We start from the raw sequence: 19907 nt of genomic DNA, 5'->3' as shown, positions 1-19907 counted from the left end.
AGAGACCTTCGCCCCGACGGCGGGCCGGACGGCGACGCCAGGCGTGACCGGGGCGCACTAGCGGCCCCCGCCGTAGAGCTGATAACGGCGTCCCAGGCGCAGGCGCACCACTTCCGCCAGGGTATTGACCAAGAAGGTGAACAGGAACAGTACCAGCGCGCATAGGAACAGCAGCCGATAATGCGTGCCACCCACCGCCGCCTCGGGAAGCTCGATGGCGATGGTCGCCGCCAAGGAGCGCAGGCCTTCGAACAGGCTGGCGGACATCAGTGGAGTATTGCCGGTCGCCATCAGCACGATCATCGTCTCGCCCACGGCACGCCCGGCCCCGATCATGACGGCGGAAAAGATTCCCGCACTGGCGGCGGGCAGTTGTACGCGGCGCAGCGTCTGCCAGCGGGTCGCGCCGAGCGCCTGGGAGCCCTCGGCCAGGCTTCCAGGCACTCCTGAGAGGGCATCCTCGGCCAACGAATAGATGGTGGGAATCACCGCGAACCCCATCGCCAATCCGACGATCATGGCGTTGCGGCTGGCATATTCCAGCCCGGCCACGCGTTCCAGCCAGTGTTGCAGGTCGCCGGCGAAGAATGCCGCTTCCAGCAACGGCGAAAGTTCAAGTGCCCCCCAGATCAGTAGCGCCAGCCATGGGATCAGCCATACGCCAGCCGCGCCTTCAGGCAGCCGGGCCTGGACGCCTGGCGGCAAACGCGGCCATAGCCGGCTCACCAGCCAGAGCCCCGCCGGGATGACCAGCACTAGACTCAGCACGCCCGCCAAGTGGCGCTCGACGAAAGGTGCCAGCACCAGCCCGGCGACGAAGCCGATCACCACGCCAGGCAACGCTTCCATGAGTTCGAGCGTCGGTTTGATACGCCGTCGCCAGCGCGGCGTCATGAAACAGGCGGTATGAATTGCCGCGCCCAGCGCCAGCGGAATGGCAAAAATCAACGCCCAGAATGCTGCCTTGAGCGTTCCCCAGGCCAGCGGCACCAGGCTGGGCTTAAGCTCATCCGACGCTTGTGTGGTGCTGGCCTGCCAGCGATATTCGGGCTGTGCGAACCCTGCGTAGTGCACCGGTGTCCATAACGTGCGCCAGCTGACTCCGACGTGTTCGGCATCGAGAATAAGGCGCTGCAACGCTCCCTGCTCGCTCAACCAGTACAGGCTATGGCCGGTGTCGCCATACGCTGCGGCTGCCAGGGTCGGCGCGGGCGCCTGTCCTCGCCAGCGTTGCCCGGCGGTGGCCTGATAAAGCCCCAGTCCTCCTGCGGCATCCAGTGCCATAAACCGCTGGCTCGCCGGGAAAGGCAGCAGCGCGGTTATCGCGGTTTCGCCCTGTCGCGCATAAGGCGAAGTCGGCAGCAAGGTCCGGTTAGCGTGCAACCAACGCCGGACCCCACCGGCGCTGTCGCCGACGATCAGCGTCTCGCCCCCGGTCAGATAGGCCAGTGCGGTGACATGCTGCGTCTCGGCCAGCACGCTGAGATTATCTAACCGCTGCGGTGCGGACGATGCCAGCGACCACAGGGTCAGCTGACGCCCCTCGGCGATGGCCAGATGGAATCCTTGGCCCAGCGCCAGATGAGTCCCAGTGTCCGGCAGCGTCTGCCGGCGCACCGGTGCATGGGGTGTCAGTGGCCAGCGGCCCTCGAGCCAAGCGGTTTGCCCCGTTTCGTCGAGTCCCGCCAGCCCCCAGCGTGTCTCCTCGATGTGCAGGGCCAGCTGGTTCACCTCGTGCCGATCGAACAACGTCCAGCTATGGGCCTGCGTCCAGTCTGGCCGTGCGTGCGCATCGCGGGGTATCAACACGACCCGGCCATCCTCCAGGCCCAGCGCTAGTGGGCCCTTCGCGCCCGCGTCGGCCACGGCATTGATGCTCGTACCGCGGGGCAATATCTTTTGCCCCGCGGTTATCCGCCCCTCCGCCGACAGGGTGCGTAGCGTTCCATCACGCGACAGTAGCAGTAGCGTGTCATGCGGTGTGGCTTCGAGCCACACGGTTGATGGAGCTCCCCCCTGCTGGCTATCGTCGGAACGGGTGGCATCGATCCGCACCGTAGTGGATGATACTTCGGCCCGTGCGAACAATGGCAGCACCTCAATGGCCAGGTACACGCCGATCGCCAGCACCGCGGCGATAACGCCAATACCCCCGGCGCTGATGGCCAAGGTCGCCATACGGTCACGCGAATGACGCAGGCGCCGCCGCAAGCGCGTTCTGGGCGAGGAGAGATCGATCATCGACAGGAACGGCGGAGATTGACTGAATGCATGGCTCGAAGTTTTTTAATCGGTGATGGATCAGCACATTAAGTCATTTTCATGACGATGCGGTGACAGGCAGCCCCAGCTTACGCCGCGCCTCGCGTAGCGTCTCCTCCGGCAGGGCGATGAAGCCTTCCTGTTCGACTGCGGCCTGGCCCACCGGGGACAACACCAGATCGAGGAAGGCACGCTCCAGCGCCGGCAAAGCCTTGTTTGGAGCCACGTTGACATAAAGATAGAGCGTGCGCGACAGCGGATAATCTCCATTCGCCACGTTGATGGCGCTGGGCAACCACGCCTGCCCCATAGCATCTTCCAGGGCCACGACATGCACCATGGGCGTCACATAGCCGAGGCCGGCATAACCGATGCCTCCCCGAGCGGTGCCGACGGCGGCGACGACAGCGGCCGATCCCGGCAGCGCATTGACGTCGTTGCGAAAGTCGCCGCCGCACAGCGCTTGGCGTTGAAACACGCCATAGGTACCGGAAGCTGCGTTACGGCCATAGCGATCCACGGAGCGCAGCGTCCAGGGCCGCTTCAGGCCCAGCTCTCCCCAGTGAGAAATCGCCGACGGCGCACCACAGCGTCGGGTGGCCGAAAACAGCGCGTCGAGTTGGGCGAAACTCAATGTGACAAGGGGATTGTCGCGGTGCACGAACACAGCCAGGGCATCCAGCGCCACCGGGACCGCGGTCGGCGCATAGCCCTGCTGGGCCACGAAGTCGGCTTGTTCCTGCAAAGTCATGCGTCGCGACATGGCGCCCAGGCGGGTGGTGCCCTCGGCTAGCGCAGGCGGCGCCGTGGCCGACCCGGAAGCCTGCAGTTGCAGACGCACGCCAGGATAACGCTCGGTAAACCGTTCGCCCCAGTGCATCATCATTCCCGCCAAGGTATCCGACCCCAACGATGACAGGGTGCCCGACACCCTGGTAGGCTCGGACGCGGCCCATACCGGAGCTGTCGCCATTGCCACACATGCCAGCACCGTGGCAACAAGGCGCAGCAGGCGACATGGGCAACGATGCAATACGGTTATCCTCATGCTCTCATTCCGATTCCGCCCCATTGGTTGACAGATTATTACCCAGAGGAAAATTATCGCAAAACAACGCTCTCGGCTGGCCGGGGTGGCCATCGCCGTTTACCATGGCCGACAGGCGGGCCCGGGCGATCGTCGCACCGGGCCCACGCATGAGACGCTGCAAGCGCAACGCCATAACAACAAGGCTTGAACGTGTACGCAATGCCGCGCGCGAAGCGCGTGTCGTGCACGATCCTGAGTGGAACGACAATGACTGATCTCGACGATATTCCTGCCCCGCAAGGCCAACTGACCCTGAAGCTTATCGCCTCGCGTCAAGACACTAATTTCTACGGCGATATTTCTGGCGGTTGGCTGGTCGACCGCATGGACCAGGCGGCGGAGCTGGAAGCGGGCCGTCAGGCCAACGGACGTACCGCTACGGTAGCCATCGAAGGCATGGATTTTCTATGTCCGGTGCGAATCGGCTCGGTAGTCAACATCTTTACGGCGGTACGCGAAATCGGTCGCAGTTCGATCAAGATCGATGTTCAGGTGTGGATTCGTCCGCCCCACGAGCGCGACCCCGACGAACTCTACAAGGTCACCGAGGCCCGCTTCGTGATGGTGGCGCTGGACGACAACGGCCGAATCCGTCAGGTTCCCGCCGAGTCCTGAGCCTGAGACACCAACTGGCGGTTCTTCAGGTAGGCGAACTCGCCGATATCCGTATAGCTGCGCACCTGCTGCTGGAACCGACGGTAGGAGTCATAGATCTTCGCCGAGGTGGGATCCCTGTCGGCCTGTTCCTGCAACACCGCTTGCGACGCCTCGCTGAGTGCCTGGAGCACATCATCGGGCAGCGCGCGTAGCTCGACGCCGTGCTCCTCGACCAAGGTTTTCAGCGCCTCGGCATTGCGATAGGTGAATTCGTCGATCATCGCCAGGTTGGCGGAGCGTGCAGCCTCGGTAACCACCACTTTGAGATCGTCAGGCAGCGCCTGCCAAGCCTCCAGATTGACGGTACCCTCGAGGATCGCGCTGGGTTCGTTCCACGCCGAGGTGTAGTAATACTCGGCGACCTGATGCAGGCCGAAGGCCAGATCGTTGTAGGGACCGACCCAGTCGGCCGCGTCGATGACGCCGGTCTGCATCGAGGTGAATATCTCCGAGCCCGGCATGTTCACGGCGGTCGCGCCGATACGGTTCATGACTTCACCGGCCAGCCCCGGCAGGCGGATCTTGAGTCCCTGCATGTCATCCAGCGAATGGATCTCTTTCTTGAACCAGCCCGCCATCTGGGTGCCGGTATTGCCTACCGCGAAGGGCTTGAGATTATGCTTGGCATACAACTCATCCCACAGCGCCATACCGCCGCCTTGATAAAGCCAGGCATTGGTCTCGGTGGTGTTCATGCCGAAGGGCACGGCAGTGAAGTATTGTGCCGCAGGCGCCTTGCCGCGCCAGTAATAGGAGGCGGAATGCCCCATCTGCGCCGTACCGCTGGCCACGGCGTCGAACACTTCGAGTGCCGGCACCATCTCGCCGGCGCCATAGACATGCACGCGCATGCGCCCGCCGGAGAGCGCCTCGATGCGCTTGGCGAAATCGTTGGCCCCGGTGCCCAGCGCCGGAAAGTTCTGCGGCCAGGAGGTCACCATTTTCCAGGTAACGGTTTCCTGGGCCCGGGCCGTGGACACGAAAGGCGCACAAACGGCCCCTGCCGCGCCGGCGCCCAGCGTGGTAAGGAATTGACGACGTTGCATTGAAGCTGGCTCCTGGTTCTGGTCTGACATCACTCAAACGTTCAGTATGCCCAGACAGACCATGCGATACGAGTCGACCTTCGACTCAGCCGTCACGCCCGTGACGCACCAGCCAGTAGCTGATCCCCAGCGCCATGACCGCCGCGGCCAGTGCCATGATCTTCCAGGCATCGATACTGTCCAGATCCATCACCATGAACTTGCGTACCAGCGCCATGATGGCGATCAGCACCACGATCTCGACCTGGATGAAACCGCCCCGCTCGAACATGGTGCGCACGATGGAGTTGTTGAACTCCATGGCGATCAGCACCGTCAGGATCATGTCGAACACCGCCTGGAAGACCCGATAATCGAAGGGGTCGCGGGTCTGCACGAACAGTAGCTCGATGACATGCATCACCAAATAGTACAGCGCCACGATCACCACCACTCCGATGGCAATCGTCAGGGTTAGCGAAACCAGACGCTCGAAACGCTGATAGCCGGACAGGCTTGCCCATTGATTGGTGAGTTCAGGAAATATCCGTGAAATATGCTTCTTCATCGCCACTCTCTCCGTGAGATCGCTGTCTGATAGGGCCCGTTGCCGTCATGACCGGGCCCAGCCGCCCCGGCCGGGCGCATGGTCGCTGCGTTACAGCGGGGTCAGCTTGGCGAATCCCAGCACCAGCCACTTGTCGCCCTGCCCTTCGAAACTGATATGCACGCGGGCACGGGCGCCTTGGCCCTCAGCATTGAGAATCACCCCCTCGCCGAAGACCGGATGGCTAACCCGCTGGCCCAATGACAGGCTGGGAAGATCCTCGCCGCCCTCGACGTGGCTCTGGCGCGACAGGCCGGTGCTCGGCCGCGAAGTCACCGGACGCGATATCTGCCCGCGCAGGCGCACTTCCTCGAGGAGTTCCTCGGGTAACTCGCGTAAAAAGCGCGAAGGCCGCTGCAACGTCTCCTTGCCATGCAGACGACGCAGCTCAGCATAGGTGAGATAGAGCTTTTGCATCGCCCGGGTCACGCCGACATAACACAGCCGACGCTCCTCCTCGAGGCGGCCGGGCTCCTCCATCGACATCTTGTGCGGAAACAGCCCCTCCTCGACGCCGGCGATGAACACCACCGGAAACTCCAGCCCCTTGGCGGAGTGCAGCGTCATCAGTTGAACACTGTCCTCGAATTCGGCGGCCTCATGGTCGCCGGCGTTGAGCGCCGCCTCCGACAGGAACGGTTCCAGGGCCGCGGCGCCCTCACCGACTTCCTGCATGGCGAACGGCTCATGCTGGGTGAAGGCTCGCGCAGCATTGACCAGTTCCTCAAGGTTCTCGACCCGCGCCTGGCCCTTTTCACCCTTCTCGTTGCGGTGATGCTCGAGTAAACCCGAGACCTCCAGTACATGCATGACGATCTCGTGCAGCGCCATTCCCGCCGTGTCGTTGTCGAGACGCTCGATGAGATCGGCGAAGGCAGTCACCGCACTGCCGGCGCGGCCCTTGCAGGTGCCATCGCTGACGCTGTCGTGTAGCGCCTGCCACAGCGAGACGTTGTGATGGCGCGCGCGGTCGCGCAGGATCTCCACGGTGCGCGTGCCGATTCCCCGGGCCGGCACGTTGATCACCCGCTCCAGTGAGGCGTCGTCTTCGCGGTTGAGCAGCAGGCGCAGATAGGCCAGGGCGTTCTTGATTTCCAGGCGTTCATAGAAACGCTGCCCGCCATAGATGCGGTAGGGCACGCCCGAGCGGATCAGTGTTTCCTCGAGAACCCGCGACTGGGCGTTGGAGCGGTAGAGGATGGCGATATCGCGTCGGGCATGCCCGGCGCGCGCCTGCTCCTCCACGCTATCGACGATGAAGCGCGCCTCGTCGAGATCGTTGAAGCCAGCATAAACGGAGATCTTGTCGCCACGCTCGCCCTCGGTCCACAACTCCTTGCCCATGCGTCCGGTGTTGTGACTGATCAACGCATTGGCGGCCTCGAGAATCGCACTGGTGGAACGGTAGTTCTGCTCCAGGCGCACCGTGTGGGTGCCGGCAAACTCCTGCTCGAAGCGGCGAATGTTCTCGACTCGCGCGCCGCGCCAGCCATAGATGGACTGATCATCGTCGCCCACCACGGTCATGCAGGCGCGTTCCCCCGCCAGCAGTTTCAGCCAGGCGTACTGCAGGGTATTGGTATCCTGAAACTCGTCGACCAGAAGATGTGTGAAGCGTTCGCGGTAATGCGCGAGCAGCCGCGGATTGTCGCGCAGCAGCTCCAGGCTGCGCAGCAGCAGCTCGCCGAAGTCGACCAGCCCGCCCCGGTCGCAGGTCAACTGATAGAGCTCGTAGAGCTCCACCATCTTGCCCATGTAGGCGTCGCCATGTGTCTGCACCTGCTGCGGACGCAGGCCCTCCTCCTTGCAACCGCCGATGAAATACTGCACCTGACGCGGTGGAAAGCGCTCGTCATCGACGTTGTGATCCTTGATCAGCCGCTTGATCAGGCGCAACTGGTCATCGCTGTCGATGATCTGGAAGTGTTGCGGCAACCGGGCGTCCTGCCAGTGGGTGCGCAGCAGCCGGTGGGCGATGGAGTGGAAAGTACCCACCCACATCGAGCGCAGCGAAAAACCCTGCAACGCCTCGAGGCGAGTACGCATCTCGCGTGCCGCCTTGTTGGTAAAGGTCACGGCCAGAATCGCATAAGGAGAAAGCTGCTCGACCTGCAGCAGCCAGGCGATACGATGCACCAGCACCCGGGTCTTGCCGGAACCGGCGCCGGCCAGCACCAGCATGTTGCCGTGAGGCGAGCTGACCGCCTCGCGCTGGGCCGGATTGAGATGTTCGAGAATCGGCGAGACGTCATCCATGGGAAACGGTAACGGACGTTGCGAAGTGGACGTCCAGCTTAGCATATTCACTACCGGAGACGTTGGTGACAAGCCAGCTCCGCACCACACAAGAATCGAATGTGGCCGGTGTCACTGCGACTCAGGAAAGCGCAACGGGTTGAGACTCTTCTTGACCGCCTTCAACTGCTCGGCGAGGCGCGGCCCGCGCGTCTTGGCCACACCCACCGCCAGTACGTCGATGATCACCAGATGGGCGATACGCGAGCTCATCGGGGTGTAGATCTCGGTATCCTCGTGCACGTCGATATACAGCGGCAAGGTCACCTCGGCGGCCAGCGGCGAGTTGCTGGGACACAACCCGATAACCGTGGCACCGGCGTCGCGCGCCAGGCGCACGCTGTCCACTAGCGCCCGGGTGCGCCCGGTCTGCGAAATCGCCACCACCACATCGCCCTCCTTGAGCGTCGCGGCCGACATGTTCTGCATATGCGGATCCGCATAGGCCGACGTAGAGATTTGCAGGCGGAAAAATTTGTGCTGAGCGTCGAATGCCACGGCACCGGAGGCACCGAAGCCGTAAAACTCGACACGATTGGCCAGGGTCAAGGCATTGACCGCCTTGCCCAAGGCATCGTTATCGAGCCGGTCGCGCACCGACAGCAGGGTCCCTACCGTGGAATCGAAAATGCTGTGGGAAAATTCAGCGACGCTGTCACTGTCGTTCATCGAGAACTGCGCGAACTGACTGCCGGTGGCCAGCATCTGCGCCAGCTTGAGCTTGAAATCCTGAAAGCCGTTGCAGCCCAGCGCACGACAGAAGCGCACCACGGTGGGTTCGCTGACGTTGGCTTCGGTGGCCAGATCGACGATCCGCATGTGGATAACTTCTTCGGGATGGCGCAATACGAAACGCGCCACCTTTTGTTCAGAGCGACGCAGATGCTCCATGCGGCGTCTCAGTTCGTCGAACAGGGCACGACTCACAACGCACTCCTCTCTGGCAACTGCCTTGTTGGCATTTGTTGAATAACTGGCATCGAACTTGCTAACTTAAACGAGGCGAAACATGAAATCAGTATGCCCCACTTCCCTCGGCAGAGGAAAACATCCCTTTGCAGCAGGTATGGTCATGCGGTCATGATTCTGTCAACTGGATAGAGTAAAAAGAGACCAGCCGAGCATGGTACGGCTCGCAGAAAAGAATCTTCCGGGATTGCAATCATGCGAAACGTCGAACAAGTCAGCACTCTGAAAAACCAGATTCTCGATATCTTCATGAGCATCGAAGTGGATGCGCACGAGCGGCGCAAGAAAACCGCCGCTCAACGTTATCTCCGTGCCCGTCGAGGCATCGAGTTGCACCGAGAATTCAAGCATCTGGAACGCAACATCGCCGCCCTTGACGACGATATTCCCTAGCCTTCGGCGAGCGCTTGCGCATAACAACACGGCCCCCGACGCATGCCGGGGGCCGATGGGTTATCGCACCAGTCTTTTCTCTACAGGCTGCTGACAAACACCACGATGACGCCCAGTGGTGCCACGAAGCGCGCCGCGAAGCGCCAAAGCTTGAAGGCGGCGTCGCTCATGTTGAGCTGTGAGCGCACCTCGTCGCGACCCAGCACCCACCCGACGAAGATCACCGTGGCCAGGCCGGTCAGCGGCAGCATCAGCTTGCTGGTCACGTAATCCAGCAGGTCGAACACCGTCATCCCGGCGAACTTGTCGAACATTCCCAGCGGCGCGACATCGCCCCACAGGTTGAACGACAGTACCGTGGCGATGCCCATCAGCCAGGTCGCGGCCCCGGCGACCAGCGTGGCGCCGACGCGGGACAGCGGCGAGCGCTCCTCAAGCCACTCCACCACCGGCTCGAGCAACGAGATAGCCGACGTCCAAGCCGCGAAGACCAACAGCAGGAAGAACAGCAATCCGAATAGCCAGCCACCGGCCATCTGACCGAAGGCCAACGGCAAGGTGGTGAAGATCAGCCCTGGCCCGCCTCCCGGATTGAGGCCATTGGAAAAGACCACCGGGAAGATCGCCAGACCGGCAAGCAGAGCGATGACCGTATCCATGATCACCACGATCAGCGCCGTGCGTCCGATATTCACGTCTTCGGAGAGGTAGGAACCATAGGCCATCATGATGCCCATCCCCAGACTCAGCGTAAAAAAGGCATGGCCCAGCGCAGCCAGCACTCCATCGCTGGAGAGCTTGGAGAAGTCGGGCGTAAAGAGATAGGCGACGCCCTGAGCGAATCCCTCGGTCGTCGCGGCATAACCGACCAGCACCAAGAGAATCGCCGCCAGTGCCGGCATCAACACCTTGGCGGCCCGCTCCAGGCCACCGGCCACGCCGCCCACGACGACACCGATGGTCATGATCATGAACAGGCTATGGCCCACCAGCAGCTCGCCGGGACTCGCCAACAGCCCGCTAAACAGGCCGCCGATGGCATCGCCATCGAGCCCGGAAAAGGTGTCGGCAGCCGCCATCCAGGTATAGGACAGCGCCCAACCGCCGATCACACTGTAGAACGACAGGATCAGGTAGGCGCCGAGAATCCCGAGCACACCGATCAGCACCCAGGCCTGGCTACGCTTGAGCTTGCGGGTAATGTCGCCCATCGTCGAAATGGGGTTTTTCTGCCCCAGCCGGCCGAGCAGCCATTCGGACATCAGAATCGGCAATCCTACCAGGAAGATGCAGATCAGATAGATGAGTACGAAGGCTCCGCCCCCGCTCTCGCCGGTCATGTAGGGGAATTTCCAGATATTGCCCAGCCCTACGGAGGAGCCGACTGCGGCAAGCACGAACGCTAGACGCGACGACCATTGGGCATGCGAATGAGACTTGTAAGACATCGGATCACCATGAGTTTCGGAACATCATCGATCGGTCGGACGCGATGATGGCGTTGTCCTTGTTGTTGCCAAGTCCCCAAAGCCATGGATCGCACAGCTCGAGACGGACATGACAGGATCCCTAAGCCAGGCAGGATCTCCGCCAGGGCGCGTGTCGTCATTGCCACCCGTGCAGTTACGATAGCAGTAACGACAATGACAGGAGACGGGTGCCGGTAAACACCACGAAGCGAAAGCATTTAGCTTTCCGCATTATCTGCTGCGAGAGGCGGCAGAAAGCCACCAAAACTATCTGAATCCGCTTCCCAAGGCCAGCCGGAAGTCAGTTGCCGCATATTCCCCTTGGAGAAGTAAGTTGGCGTAGGCTTTGCACTGTCCTCAGAATAAAGAGCTCTGCCGCTCACCCACAAATTCGCCTACCGCCGGCAGGTCTTCGCACACGTTAGCGACGCGATTGTAGAGCCGCCGGGCGAGCAGCGGCGCCGCGCGATTATCGGGAGTATGCACAAACAAGAAAGGGGTTTTCCCCTGTTTTATCCACAGCTTCAGCCGTTCCACCCACGGCGTGAAGCGTGCCTCGTTAATCTCATTATCGAAGTGACCGATAAACCGTACGACAGGATTTTCTGCCGTGGAAATCACGTGCAATGGGCGTTTCGGCTTTTCTGCCTGGGCCTTGGCCAGCCGCGGATCGGCGTCGCCCAGTGTGGAGAAAAGAGGCCTGACATCCAGCATAACGCGGTCCACACCTGAAGTTATCAACAGGCGGTTGAGTTGCTGTTCTGCCTCCCCCTTGTGGAAAAATTCACTGTCTCGCACCTCCACGGCACAGGGCAGCTGACGCGGCCAACGCTCCAGCAGTTCTGCCAGTCGCGGCAGCTCGGAGTAGCCGAAATTGCGGGGCAGTTGGATCATCACCGGCCCGAGTCGATCATGCAGCGGCTCAAGACGCGCCAGGAAAGCGTCGAGTTCCTCATCGATGCCCTGCAGACGCTGCTCATGGGTCAGCCGGGCCGGTAGCTTGAAACAGAAGCGAAAACCCGCGGGCGCCTGCCGGGCCCAGGCCTCGACGACTTCGCGGCGCGGCGCACCGCTGTAGAAAGTGGTATTGCCCTCTACCGCACTGAATATCGCAGCGTATTCCGCCAGGGCGTCCTCGCTTGCGGCATGCGGCGGGTACAGACTGCCGCGCCAGTCGGGATTGGCCCACATGGGCAGCCCTAGATGGAGCCGGGGCTGCATCGTATCTTGCAGCATGCGCTCTCCCCTACCATGAATGATGAGCCAAAAAAGCCCACTGTCAGCGTATCGTGCTTCAGCACGCGCATCCGCCATAAAAAATCCGAAGAATCACCCCGCTCGACGGACATCTCCGGGCAGTCAGACCGACATGCTTCGCCTATAATCGGCGAAGCCGACGCCAAGGCGTCTCGGAAGGACTTCCGAGTATTCCGCTATCGTCGATTTCAGCGACACGAACCTCGAGGTGTTTTGCGTGATTTTTTCCTTTACCAGGCGCAGTATCGGCGGCACGCAACGGCTGCTCAACGATCACTGGCGTACGCTGGTCTTACTCGGCCTGGCCTGTCTGATCAGCGCTTGCAGCAGCAGACCGTTGACGCCCGCCTCGCCGGTCGAACAGGGCGTATCCCAACAGATGCAACGCATGACCTGGCAGGATCTGCCCGGCTGGTCCCAGGATAATGTCATTCCCGCCTGGAGCGCCTTCCTCGCCAGTTGCACGCGACTCGAGCGCAAGACGCAATGGGCCGAGGTATGTGCCGATGCCCGCCGCGTCGATCCGCTCGACAATCGGGCCATTCGGCAGTTTTTCGAGAATCGCTGCGCCCCTTATCTAGTGACCAATGAGGATGGCAGCGTCACCGGTCTCATCACCGGCTATTACGAACCCATCCTGCGTGGCTCCCGGGAACGCCACGGCGCTTATCAAGTGCCGCTCTACCGTTTTCCCGCGGCCTGGCAGGCACATCCCAACCGGGTCAGGGCCTCGCGCGCCGAACTGTTGCGTATCGGCGCCCTGCGCGATCAGGAGCTGGTCTGGGTCGACGATCCGATCGAGGCCGCCTTTCTGCAGATTCAGGGCTCGGGGCGCATCGAGCTTGCCGAGGGCGATGTCATGCGCGTGGGTTTCGCCGGCACCAACCAACAACCGTTTCGCTCGTTCAGCCGCTGGCTGATCGAGCGCGGCGACATCACCCCGGCACAGGCGACCCTGCCCGGCATTCGCCGCTGGGCGAAGCTCAATCCCGCACGCGTAGAAGAACTGCTTAACGTCAACCCCCGCATGGTCTTCTTCCGCGAACTCGAGGCTGGCGAAAGCGACCCACATCAAGGGCCGATCGGCGCACTCGGCGTGCCGTTGACCTCGGAGCGCAGCATCGCAGTGGACCCTGCGCGCATTCCCCTCGGCGCGCCGGTGTTTCTGGCCACCACCCGGCCGCTCTCCAACGAGCCACTGCAACGCCTGATGGTGGCTCAGGACACCGGCAGCGCCATCAAGGGCGCGGTACGCGCCGATTTCTACTGGGGGCATGGCGACTCGGCGGGCGAGATCGCCGGACGCATGAAGCAGCAGGGCCAGATGTGGGTGGTGATGCCCAAATCGCGTTAGCGATTCTATTTGCTTCGGGTCCGCGTCGACTACCCTGAAAAGAATGGAACTTACCGTTCCAGCCGCGACAAAGAGGGATTGCTCTTGATGGGTGAACGCGATGTACTCGTGATTCATGATGACCGCATGCTGGCTCACCGACCGAACGCCGAGGAGCCTTTCCAGCCCGGGAAACTGGATAGCCGCGTACAGGCGATTCTCGGCGGACTTTTCGATGGCGCCGTGATCAAGTGGAGCTATCCGGAACACCCGGGGCGGTTGATAGCCATCACCGATTTATTGACTCGCGAGCCCATCTCCGGCGTGCGCTACGAGACCGCCCAGCCCGCCACGGAAGAGCAACTGGGCAGGGTGCACACCACCTCCTATATCGAGACCATCTATGCGATGCGCGGCAAGCAGGCGTGGCTGGACGTCGATACCACCGCGGTTTCTCCCGGCAGTGTCGAGGCGGCCGAAGTGGCTGCGGGCTCGGCCATTGCCGCAGTCGAGGCGGTTGTCAGTGGACGCGCCGGCAGCGCTTTCGCCCTTTGCCGGCCCCCCGGCCATCATGCCGATTCGGTGCGCGCACGCGGATTCTGTCTGTTCAATAATGTCGCGGTGGCAGCGGCCCATGCCCAAGCCGAGCTGGGCTGCGAGCGGGTGTTGATCATCGATTGGGATGTGCACCACGGCAACGGGACCCAGGATATCTTCTGGGCCTCGCCGGACGTGATGTTCTTCGACACCCATCGTGCGGCGCCCTTTTATCCCGGTACCGGCAACAAGGAGGAGACCGGAGTAGGGCTGGGCGAGGGGCTGACCGTCAATGTACCGCTACCGGCCGGTTGCGGCGATCCTGCACTGGTCAAAGTCTACCGCGAAATACTGACCCCGGCGGTGGAGTGGTTCAAGCCGGATCTGATCTTGGTTTCGGCGGGCTTCGACATGCATCGCCTGGATCTATGCATGAACTTGAGTTACAGCGGCTTTGGTGCGCTGACCGGAATCGTGCAGGGGCTGGCCGACAAGCACTGCGATGGGCGTTTGGTCATGGTGCTTGAGGGCGGCTACCATCTCGAGTCCCTGGCGCGCGGGGTCCGGACCGTACTGGAAGTCCTGGCGGGTGGCGATCCCCCCGAGATTGAAGAGCCTGGCGTAAGCGAGGTCGCTAATCTGGCCGACTTTCACCGTGACGCGTTTCGATGACGTGGACGTGTGGAATGAGCCGGATCGGCGTACGCTCCTGCTGCGGCTTATCCTGTATCGTCCTTTTTATCCTCGTTTTGCTTATCTTCGCGGGCTCGCTGCATTTGATCATCCAGGTTTAGCAGCTTTCGGTCGGAAGGGCGGAGCATTGCGACACGCTCTTCATCAACGACACAAAGACGCGGTTTTATGGGAATACTTAACAACTTTTGTGCTTCATTCTCCTCTTCCATCAGCCTCAGAAGGCTGTCATACAGGCGTTTTCTTACCCACGGGGGCATATCCTGCGGCTTATGGTGTAAGCGTACATGACGAAATAATCCTCTGAACAATTTCATAGGAGACCTCACATCTGGAAAGGTAAGAGGGCAAACGCCACCACGATAAGCGCAAGGGAAAATAAAATTAAATGTAACCCCCTGGTACGGTCTCTTGCAGCCTGCTCATTCGCAGCAAAATACCATCGATAGACGATGTCGTAGCTGCCCGACATCATTTCCTGCATCTGTTCGGCTATGAGCTCCTTCTGCTCACCGTTCGTATTTTTCAGGCGAGTCTCTGCGTCGATAAGCTCTCTTAGATCGGGGGGATCTACGTAAATAAACCCTTTTTCGAGGCTAATAATAAAGGCAGCCCCTGTCAGCAGGAGCACTACGCTAGCAAAGAACAACACACCTATTGCCAAGTTGATGGGATAATTCCAATTTTCCACATTGAAATGCGTCGCGAGGGTCGATAAGTTAAAAACTGTAAAGGCCAGCGCTGATACCGGTGTCGCTACGCTACTGCGGATCTGTTCTCGACGATCTCGCTGAGATTGATAAAGCTCGCGCGTTACTTCGTACCTTAATCGGACTGGATCCACTGGATTCTCCGGGCGAAAGTTATTGCCAGACAGCTACAAGAAAAGTAGGCCCCCTTCTCCTTATCTTCAATAAGCAATGTACATTTCCATAGCCGTACCCAGGCATCGGAAACGTGATGCCAGGCCAGCAATACAGGTTACCGGCCCGCCAGCACCGGAATGCAGTGAGCACGACACGCTGCGCTTCGGAGAATTCTACATAGGGGAAGGCTACAGAGGCCAGGGGATCGGAACGCTGTTGCTCTGTCAGGTGCTTGAGCGCTGCGATGAGTTGAACCAGCGAACTCGGCTAGAGTAGCTTAAGTGGAATCCGGTTGGATCACTGTACAGGAGGCATGGTTTTCACGTGGTTGCAGGAAATGAAGTTCACTATTTTATGCTACGGGACCCAGTAAAGCGCTGACAAGAACAGGGTCACATGGGTCATTGCCAACTTGTGCTGCAACAGGAGCTTAACTTGGTTTTTACGACACATTCTCGATGACAAGACCGGGCCATTTTTTTAACCATTCCTTGCCTTGGACACGAGCAGCGAAGACCTTTGGCTTCTTTCTCTTGGGGTTCATTGTCACGGTCATATTGAATAATGAATAAAGCCCAAATGGAGCAACTATCTCCAATTCGCTATTGCGCTTACCTTTTAAACGGACTCCTGTTGCGGTTTCCATTTCAACCCAGTAAGTCATTGCGTCAGCCGTAGAGTGATAAGGATCATCACCATTGCGTGTATGCATCTTGGCTTGATTTTTAACCGACCAAGGTCGTGCTAGCATTTCATAAAGTTGTGACTCAAGAGACCTGTCTCTGCTCTCATTAGTCTCTGTCGGGTCGAAGTAGATCAGATCGATGTCGTCCAAGGGCGTTGGCTCAGAATAACCATGAAGCTTATCCCACACGAGATTGCGCACAAAACCCGCCGCCAAGCACCAATCGTTGAGCTGAAGTTGGCTGGCCACCCTTAGCGCCTCTCTCCTTTCTGTATCAGCTTCTAGCCAAGCGATTAACGTTTTCTCTAATGTCATTGCCGTGCGTATCCTTTTTTAGAGGCGCGTTGCGCTGGGCCATGTTCGTTCCGCAAGCGTCTTCATTCGGGCCCGACGCGAAGCACCACGGCAAGAACTTCCTTATCCCCGTGGCAACATGACGGCAGCAAATAACGCTAGCAGCACGAGGGATACCAGGGTGCCACTGGCAATGGCCATGAGGTGCTTGGCCAATTCATAGGCCACCTCTAAGATTGCAGCGTTCGCTAGATCGAGTGGCAAGCCATGTAAGCTCAATCCGACCAGTACCGCTATCACTCCGCCCAGCATATACAGCAGAGGAAACAAGACAGTCATGGTTTATTGTTCTTCCTCTCGGTGAGTAGGCAGCCTGCGGGTGTCGGTGTCATGTCGCACGGGTCATTAAGCGACACGATGCGACTAGGGCGCTTCAAGCCCAACGATTAGCTTACCCAGCAAGCCGTTCAGGGCTTTTTGTTCCTCCCGGGAAAGCCCCGCAAGTGCCTGTGTTTCATTCTCTACATGCAAGAAGACGATCCGGCCGATGATCTCGAGCCCTTCCTCAGTAAGCGAAACGAGAGTACCACGCCGGTCTTCGGGGTTGGGCGTTCGTGCAATCAATCCGGCCTTCTCGAGCCGGTCGAGACGATTGGTCATCCCTCCGGAGGTAATCATCAGCGCTTCATACAGCTGTGTTGGCCCCAAGGCATAAGGCGCCCCCGCACGACGCAGGGTGGCGAGTACATCGAATTCTCCGGCCTGCAGCCCATGTTCCTTGAAGAAGGGCTCCAGGAAGTCCCGCTGAACCAAGCGGGTTGCCACCTTGAGGCGGCCTACCACAGCCATCGCCAGCAGGTTCAGTTCGGGCACTTCCCGCTCCCACTGCTCAATGGCCCTCTCGACGGTATCCATTGCTTCTCCAAATAGCTTCGCGTTAAGATACTTTATAGAAAGATTCATGCCACATAACTATACAAGGGATCGATCATGGCGAGTATCGTGTTACGACGCAAGGCGACCCATCGAGGCAAGTGGCGAGCCCTAGGCTGTCTGCTGCTCGTCGGCACGTTGCTAGCGCTGTCCTTCGTAGTGGCGAAGCTGGCGGATACGGCCGGGGCGCCACGCCTCACCTTCCTGGTCGTGTCCATGTTGGGAGCCGGCAGCCTATTGCTGGGAGCCGCCTGGTGGCAACGACAGCCCACGCCGCTGACCCGGCGCACGCTTGAGTATGCGGCCGTCTCGGGCCTGCTCTTTGCCTTGCCCAACGCGATGGGATTCCTGGCAGTCCGGCATGTGGGGGCCGGATTCGTCTCGCTGAGCTTTGCCTTTCCGATCCTGGTAACTTGGTTCCTGGCCGTCATGCTCAAGCTGGAACCATTACGTCTGGCCCGCTTGCTGGGGGTCCTGCTGGGCCTAGCCGGCGGAGGGCTACTTGCGATGGGCAAGGCCACTGGGACAGCCGGCGATTGGGGGTGGGCAGCTATCGTGCTGGCGATGCCAGTAATCATAGCGACAGGCAATATTTATCGGACCCTGCGCTGGCCCACTGACGCTGCCCCGGTTTTCCTCGCCGCCTTGATGATGTTCGGCGGCGCCGTATCACTGCTGCCGTTCGCGCTTTTCTTTGAGTCGGGACAAGCCGCCGGATTGCTTGCCTCGCTATCGGTAATCCGACTGCTCGGTCTGGAGATTGGCGTTTTTACGGTGCTGTATCTCTTTTATTTCCTGCTCCAGAAGCTGGCCGGACCTGTTTATTTCAGCCAGATCGGGACCGTCGCTGCGTTGATCGGGACATTCATCGCTATTCTGGTTCTGGATGAAGGCTTGCCGAATCACATTGGCTCGGCCGCGGCACTGATCGTGCTCGGCTCTTTCCTCTTTCATCGCGAGGCTCAGAGCAAGGCGGCGCCGCGCGGCACGGCTAACTGAATTCCCTAAGCTTTGTCTGAAAACCGACGAGCGATGGCCAGACAAGGCAAAAATTGGCGAAAAGACGGAGTTTACTGGTGTAAATGAGTATTTTGAGCCAATTTTAACGCTGTATGGGCGAGCGCAGGCATTTTTCAGACAGAGCATAGCACTACGACTCCACCCGCGGAGGTTTACTGCATGTCGATTATTGATGCACTGCACTGGCGATACGCCACAAAACGGATGAACGGACAACTTGTCCCGCAGGAGAAACTCGAGGTGATTCTGGAAGCGGCCCGCCTGGCGCCCTCCTCGTTCGGCCTGCAACCCTACTCGATCATGGTCGTCGCGGACCCGGCTTTGCGCGAGAAAATCCGGGAAGTGGCCGTGCCCCAGCCCCAGGTGACCGAAGGCTCCCATCTGTTGGTCTTTGGCACTTGGGCCTCGATCCATGATGGGCAAGTCGATGACTTCATCGCTCATGTGGCTGACGAGCGCGGATTGCCCTTGGACTCCCTCGAGGGGTATCGAGACGCGATCAAGGCCGCCATCAACAAGCACCCGACTCAAGAGGCTCGCCTGCAATGGGCGGCCAAGCAGGCATACATTGCCCTCGGCACGGCGTTGGTCGCGGCAGCGACTGAACGAGTCGACGCGACGCCGATGGAAGGGTTCGATCCACAAGCACTGGATGAAGTGCTTGGCCTCGAGCAACGTAACCTGCGCAGCGCCGTTGTCATGGTCCTAGGATATCGGGATACCGAGAATGACCGCATGGCCTCACTCAAGAAAGTACGTTGGTCCAAGGAGGCATACTTACACCAAATACAAGGCTGACGTCAGTCAGCCTTGCCGTGAAGCCAGGCTACAGCCAATACACCGGCTACTGCCTGGCCTTGCCCAGGTTGTTTATGAGCAGTGCAATCAGTACAAGAATCAGGGAACCGCTCAGCACCGGCGTAAGCAAAAAATGGACGTCAGCGATGCCCGTCATGATGATAACCAAGGGATTCGCGCCGGCGGGTGGATGGACCACACGCAAGAACTGCATCAATGCGATAGCCACGCCGACACCTCCCCCCATGGCGAGCGGTCCCGTTCCCAGCCAGTGCAGGGCCAGCAAGCCCGCCAATGCCGAGACCAGATGGCCACCGACCACGTTGCGTGGCTGCGCCAAGGGTGTGGCGAAGAGCAATACGCAGGTCACCCCGAACGGCGCCATGAGCAGCGAAACGCTAACTGTGGGGTTCGGGATAATCAAACCAACTATAGAAAACTACCCTATGCTGGCCGTCAGTGAGCCTCATCCTTTGGCACATTTTCGATGACAAGACCGGGCCATTTATTTTTCCATCTTTTTATTGAATCTGATCAGCGAATGCTTTCGGCTTCTTCCTCTTGGGATTTATTGTCACGGTCAGATTGAACAATGAATCAAGACCAAATGGAGTAACCATCTCTAACTCACTTGATGATGGAGCAAGTTATTCTGGGTATCCAGAATATCTGGTTGATATCATCCTGCCAGCGGTTGGAACTAGCCTATGACCTCTCTGGATTG

21 protein-coding genes and 1 pseudogene are annotated in these 19907 nt (G+C 60.0%); 7 read left to right on the top strand and 15 right to left on the bottom strand.

Annotation, left to right across the window (positions count from 1 at the left end):
• Positions 1–57 precede the first annotated feature (57 nt).
• The gene (locus ACW4DH_RS05465; protein ID WP_459635347.1) at positions 58–2241 is read right to left on the bottom strand and encodes an ABC transporter permease subunit; all 2184 of its coding nucleotides are present in this window, start codon (positions 2239–2241) and stop codon (positions 58–60) included.
• A 79-nt stretch (positions 2242–2320) separates the two neighbouring features.
• Positions 2321–3310, bottom strand: coding sequence for a PstS family phosphate ABC transporter substrate-binding protein (locus ACW4DH_RS05460; RefSeq protein WP_459635346.1), 990 nt, complete (start codon positions 3308–3310; stop codon positions 2321–2323).
• Between the two features lie 249 nt (positions 3311–3559).
• Here ACW4DH_RS05460 and ACW4DH_RS05455 point away from each other — a divergent pair, with 249 nt between their 5' ends.
• Complete coding sequence (locus ACW4DH_RS05455; RefSeq protein WP_459635345.1) at positions 3560–3967, top strand: acyl-CoA thioesterase; 408 nt, start codon at positions 3560–3562, stop codon at positions 3965–3967.
• Here the strand turns inward: ACW4DH_RS05455 and ACW4DH_RS05450 are convergent.
• The 4 genes from ACW4DH_RS05450 to hexR all read right to left on the bottom strand — a co-directional run bounded on the left by ACW4DH_RS05450 (position 3946) and on the right by hexR (position 8863).
• Complete coding sequence (locus tag ACW4DH_RS05450) at positions 3946–5055, bottom strand: TRAP transporter substrate-binding protein (protein ID WP_459635344.1); 1110 nt, start codon at positions 5053–5055, stop codon at positions 3946–3948. The two genes, ACW4DH_RS05455 and ACW4DH_RS05450, sit on opposite strands and share 22 nt — an antisense overlap.
• An 85-nt stretch (positions 5056–5140) precedes the next feature.
• Positions 5141–5602 (bottom strand): phosphate-starvation-inducible PsiE family protein, encoded by a 462-nt coding sequence (locus ACW4DH_RS05445; RefSeq protein ID WP_459635343.1) that lies wholly within the window; start codon positions 5600–5602, stop codon positions 5141–5143.
• A 90-nt stretch (positions 5603–5692) separates the two neighbouring features.
• Positions 5693–7897, bottom strand: a complete 2205-nt coding sequence (gene uvrD / locus ACW4DH_RS05440; RefSeq protein ID WP_459635531.1) for a DNA helicase II — start codon at positions 7895–7897, stop codon at positions 5693–5695.
• A gap of 111 nt (positions 7898–8008) precedes the next feature.
• A complete protein-coding gene (gene hexR / locus ACW4DH_RS05435; RefSeq protein ID WP_459635342.1) occupies positions 8009–8863 on the bottom strand; it encodes a transcriptional regulator HexR in 855 nt (284 codons plus the stop codon).
• A 237-nt stretch (positions 8864–9100) separates the two neighbouring features.
• On the opposite strand from hexR, the gene ACW4DH_RS05430 reads away from it, so the two are divergent.
• On the top strand, positions 9101–9298 hold the full coding sequence (locus ACW4DH_RS05430; RefSeq protein ID WP_459635341.1) for a PA3496 family putative envelope integrity protein: 198 nt from the start codon (positions 9101–9103) through the stop codon (positions 9296–9298).
• An 80-nt stretch (positions 9299–9378) separates the two neighbouring features.
• Here ACW4DH_RS05430 and ACW4DH_RS05425 read toward each other — a convergent pair whose 3' ends face one another.
• A complete protein-coding gene (locus ACW4DH_RS05425; RefSeq protein ID WP_459635340.1) occupies positions 9379–10746 on the bottom strand; it encodes a sodium-dependent transporter in 1368 nt (455 codons plus the stop codon).
• A 378-nt stretch (positions 10747–11124) separates the two neighbouring features.
• Positions 11125–12003, bottom strand: coding sequence for a DUF72 domain-containing protein (locus tag ACW4DH_RS05420; RefSeq protein WP_459635339.1), 879 nt, complete (start codon positions 12001–12003; stop codon positions 11125–11127).
• Positions 12004–12241: 238 nt separating this feature from the next.
• On the opposite strand from ACW4DH_RS05420, the gene mltA reads away from it, so the two are divergent.
• Positions 12242–13378 (top strand): murein transglycosylase A, encoded by a 1137-nt coding sequence (mltA, locus tag ACW4DH_RS05415; RefSeq protein WP_459635338.1) that lies wholly within the window; start codon positions 12242–12244, stop codon positions 13376–13378.
• A gap of 87 nt (positions 13379–13465) precedes the next feature.
• Positions 13466–14566, top strand: a complete 1101-nt coding sequence (locus tag ACW4DH_RS05410; protein ID WP_459635337.1) for a histone deacetylase family protein — start codon at positions 13466–13468, stop codon at positions 14564–14566.
• Positions 14567–14613: 47 nt separating this feature from the next.
• Here ACW4DH_RS05410 and ACW4DH_RS05405 read toward each other — a convergent pair whose 3' ends face one another.
• Both ACW4DH_RS05405 and ACW4DH_RS05400 read right to left on the bottom strand, forming a co-directional pair.
• Positions 14614–14904, bottom strand: coding sequence for a hypothetical protein (locus ACW4DH_RS05405; RefSeq protein ID WP_459635336.1), 291 nt, complete (start codon positions 14902–14904; stop codon positions 14614–14616).
• Between the two features lie 8 nt (positions 14905–14912).
• Positions 14913–15431, bottom strand: coding sequence for a hypothetical protein (locus ACW4DH_RS05400; RefSeq protein ID WP_459635335.1), 519 nt, complete (start codon positions 15429–15431; stop codon positions 14913–14915).
• Between the two features lie 76 nt (positions 15432–15507).
• On the opposite strand from ACW4DH_RS05400, the gene ACW4DH_RS05395 reads away from it, so the two are divergent.
• Positions 15508–15729 carry a GNAT family N-acetyltransferase gene (locus ACW4DH_RS05395; RefSeq protein WP_459635334.1) on the top strand — a complete coding sequence of 74 codons (222 nt, stop codon included), beginning with the start codon at positions 15508–15510 and terminating at the stop codon, positions 15727–15729.
• Positions 15730–15895: 166 nt separating this feature from the next.
• Here the strand turns inward: ACW4DH_RS05395 and ACW4DH_RS05390 are convergent, their stop codons facing one another.
• From ACW4DH_RS05390 to ACW4DH_RS05380, 3 genes are all read right to left on the bottom strand, one after another.
• Complete coding sequence (locus ACW4DH_RS05390) at positions 15896–16453, bottom strand: nucleotidyltransferase family protein (RefSeq protein WP_459635333.1); 558 nt, start codon at positions 16451–16453, stop codon at positions 15896–15898.
• Between the two features lie 102 nt (positions 16454–16555).
• Positions 16556–16771 carry a hypothetical protein gene (locus ACW4DH_RS05385; protein ID WP_459635332.1) on the bottom strand — a complete coding sequence of 72 codons (216 nt, stop codon included), beginning with the start codon at positions 16769–16771 and terminating at the stop codon, positions 16556–16558.
• A gap of 84 nt (positions 16772–16855) precedes the next feature.
• Complete coding sequence (locus tag ACW4DH_RS05380) at positions 16856–17347, bottom strand: MarR family winged helix-turn-helix transcriptional regulator (RefSeq protein WP_459635331.1); 492 nt, start codon at positions 17345–17347, stop codon at positions 16856–16858.
• Between the two features lie 75 nt (positions 17348–17422).
• Between ACW4DH_RS05380 and ACW4DH_RS05375 the strand changes: the two genes are divergently transcribed.
• Both ACW4DH_RS05375 and ACW4DH_RS05370 read left to right on the top strand, forming a co-directional pair.
• Positions 17423–18364, top strand: coding sequence for an EamA family transporter (locus ACW4DH_RS05375; RefSeq protein WP_459635330.1), 942 nt, complete (start codon positions 17423–17425; stop codon positions 18362–18364).
• Between the two features lie 180 nt (positions 18365–18544).
• Complete coding sequence (locus tag ACW4DH_RS05370; protein WP_459635329.1) at positions 18545–19183, top strand: NAD(P)H-dependent oxidoreductase; 639 nt, start codon at positions 18545–18547, stop codon at positions 19181–19183.
• Between the two features lie 46 nt (positions 19184–19229).
• Here the strand turns inward: ACW4DH_RS05370 and ACW4DH_RS05365 are convergent, their stop codons facing one another.
• Together ACW4DH_RS05365 and ACW4DH_RS05360 are read right to left on the bottom strand one after the other, a co-directional pair.
• Positions 19230–19607 carry an HPP family protein gene (locus ACW4DH_RS05365; protein ID WP_459635328.1) on the bottom strand — a complete coding sequence of 126 codons (378 nt, stop codon included), beginning with the start codon at positions 19605–19607 and terminating at the stop codon, positions 19230–19232.
• A gap of 97 nt (positions 19608–19704) precedes the next feature.
• Positions 19705–19806: pseudogene (locus ACW4DH_RS05360) on the bottom strand (nucleotidyltransferase family protein); the annotation flags it as partial.
• Between the last annotated feature and the right edge of the window lie 101 nt (positions 19807–19907).

It is taken from the genome of Halomonas sp. WWR20 (genome assembly GCF_054602495.1).
This window is presented reverse-complemented; position numbering and strand designations above follow the sequence as displayed.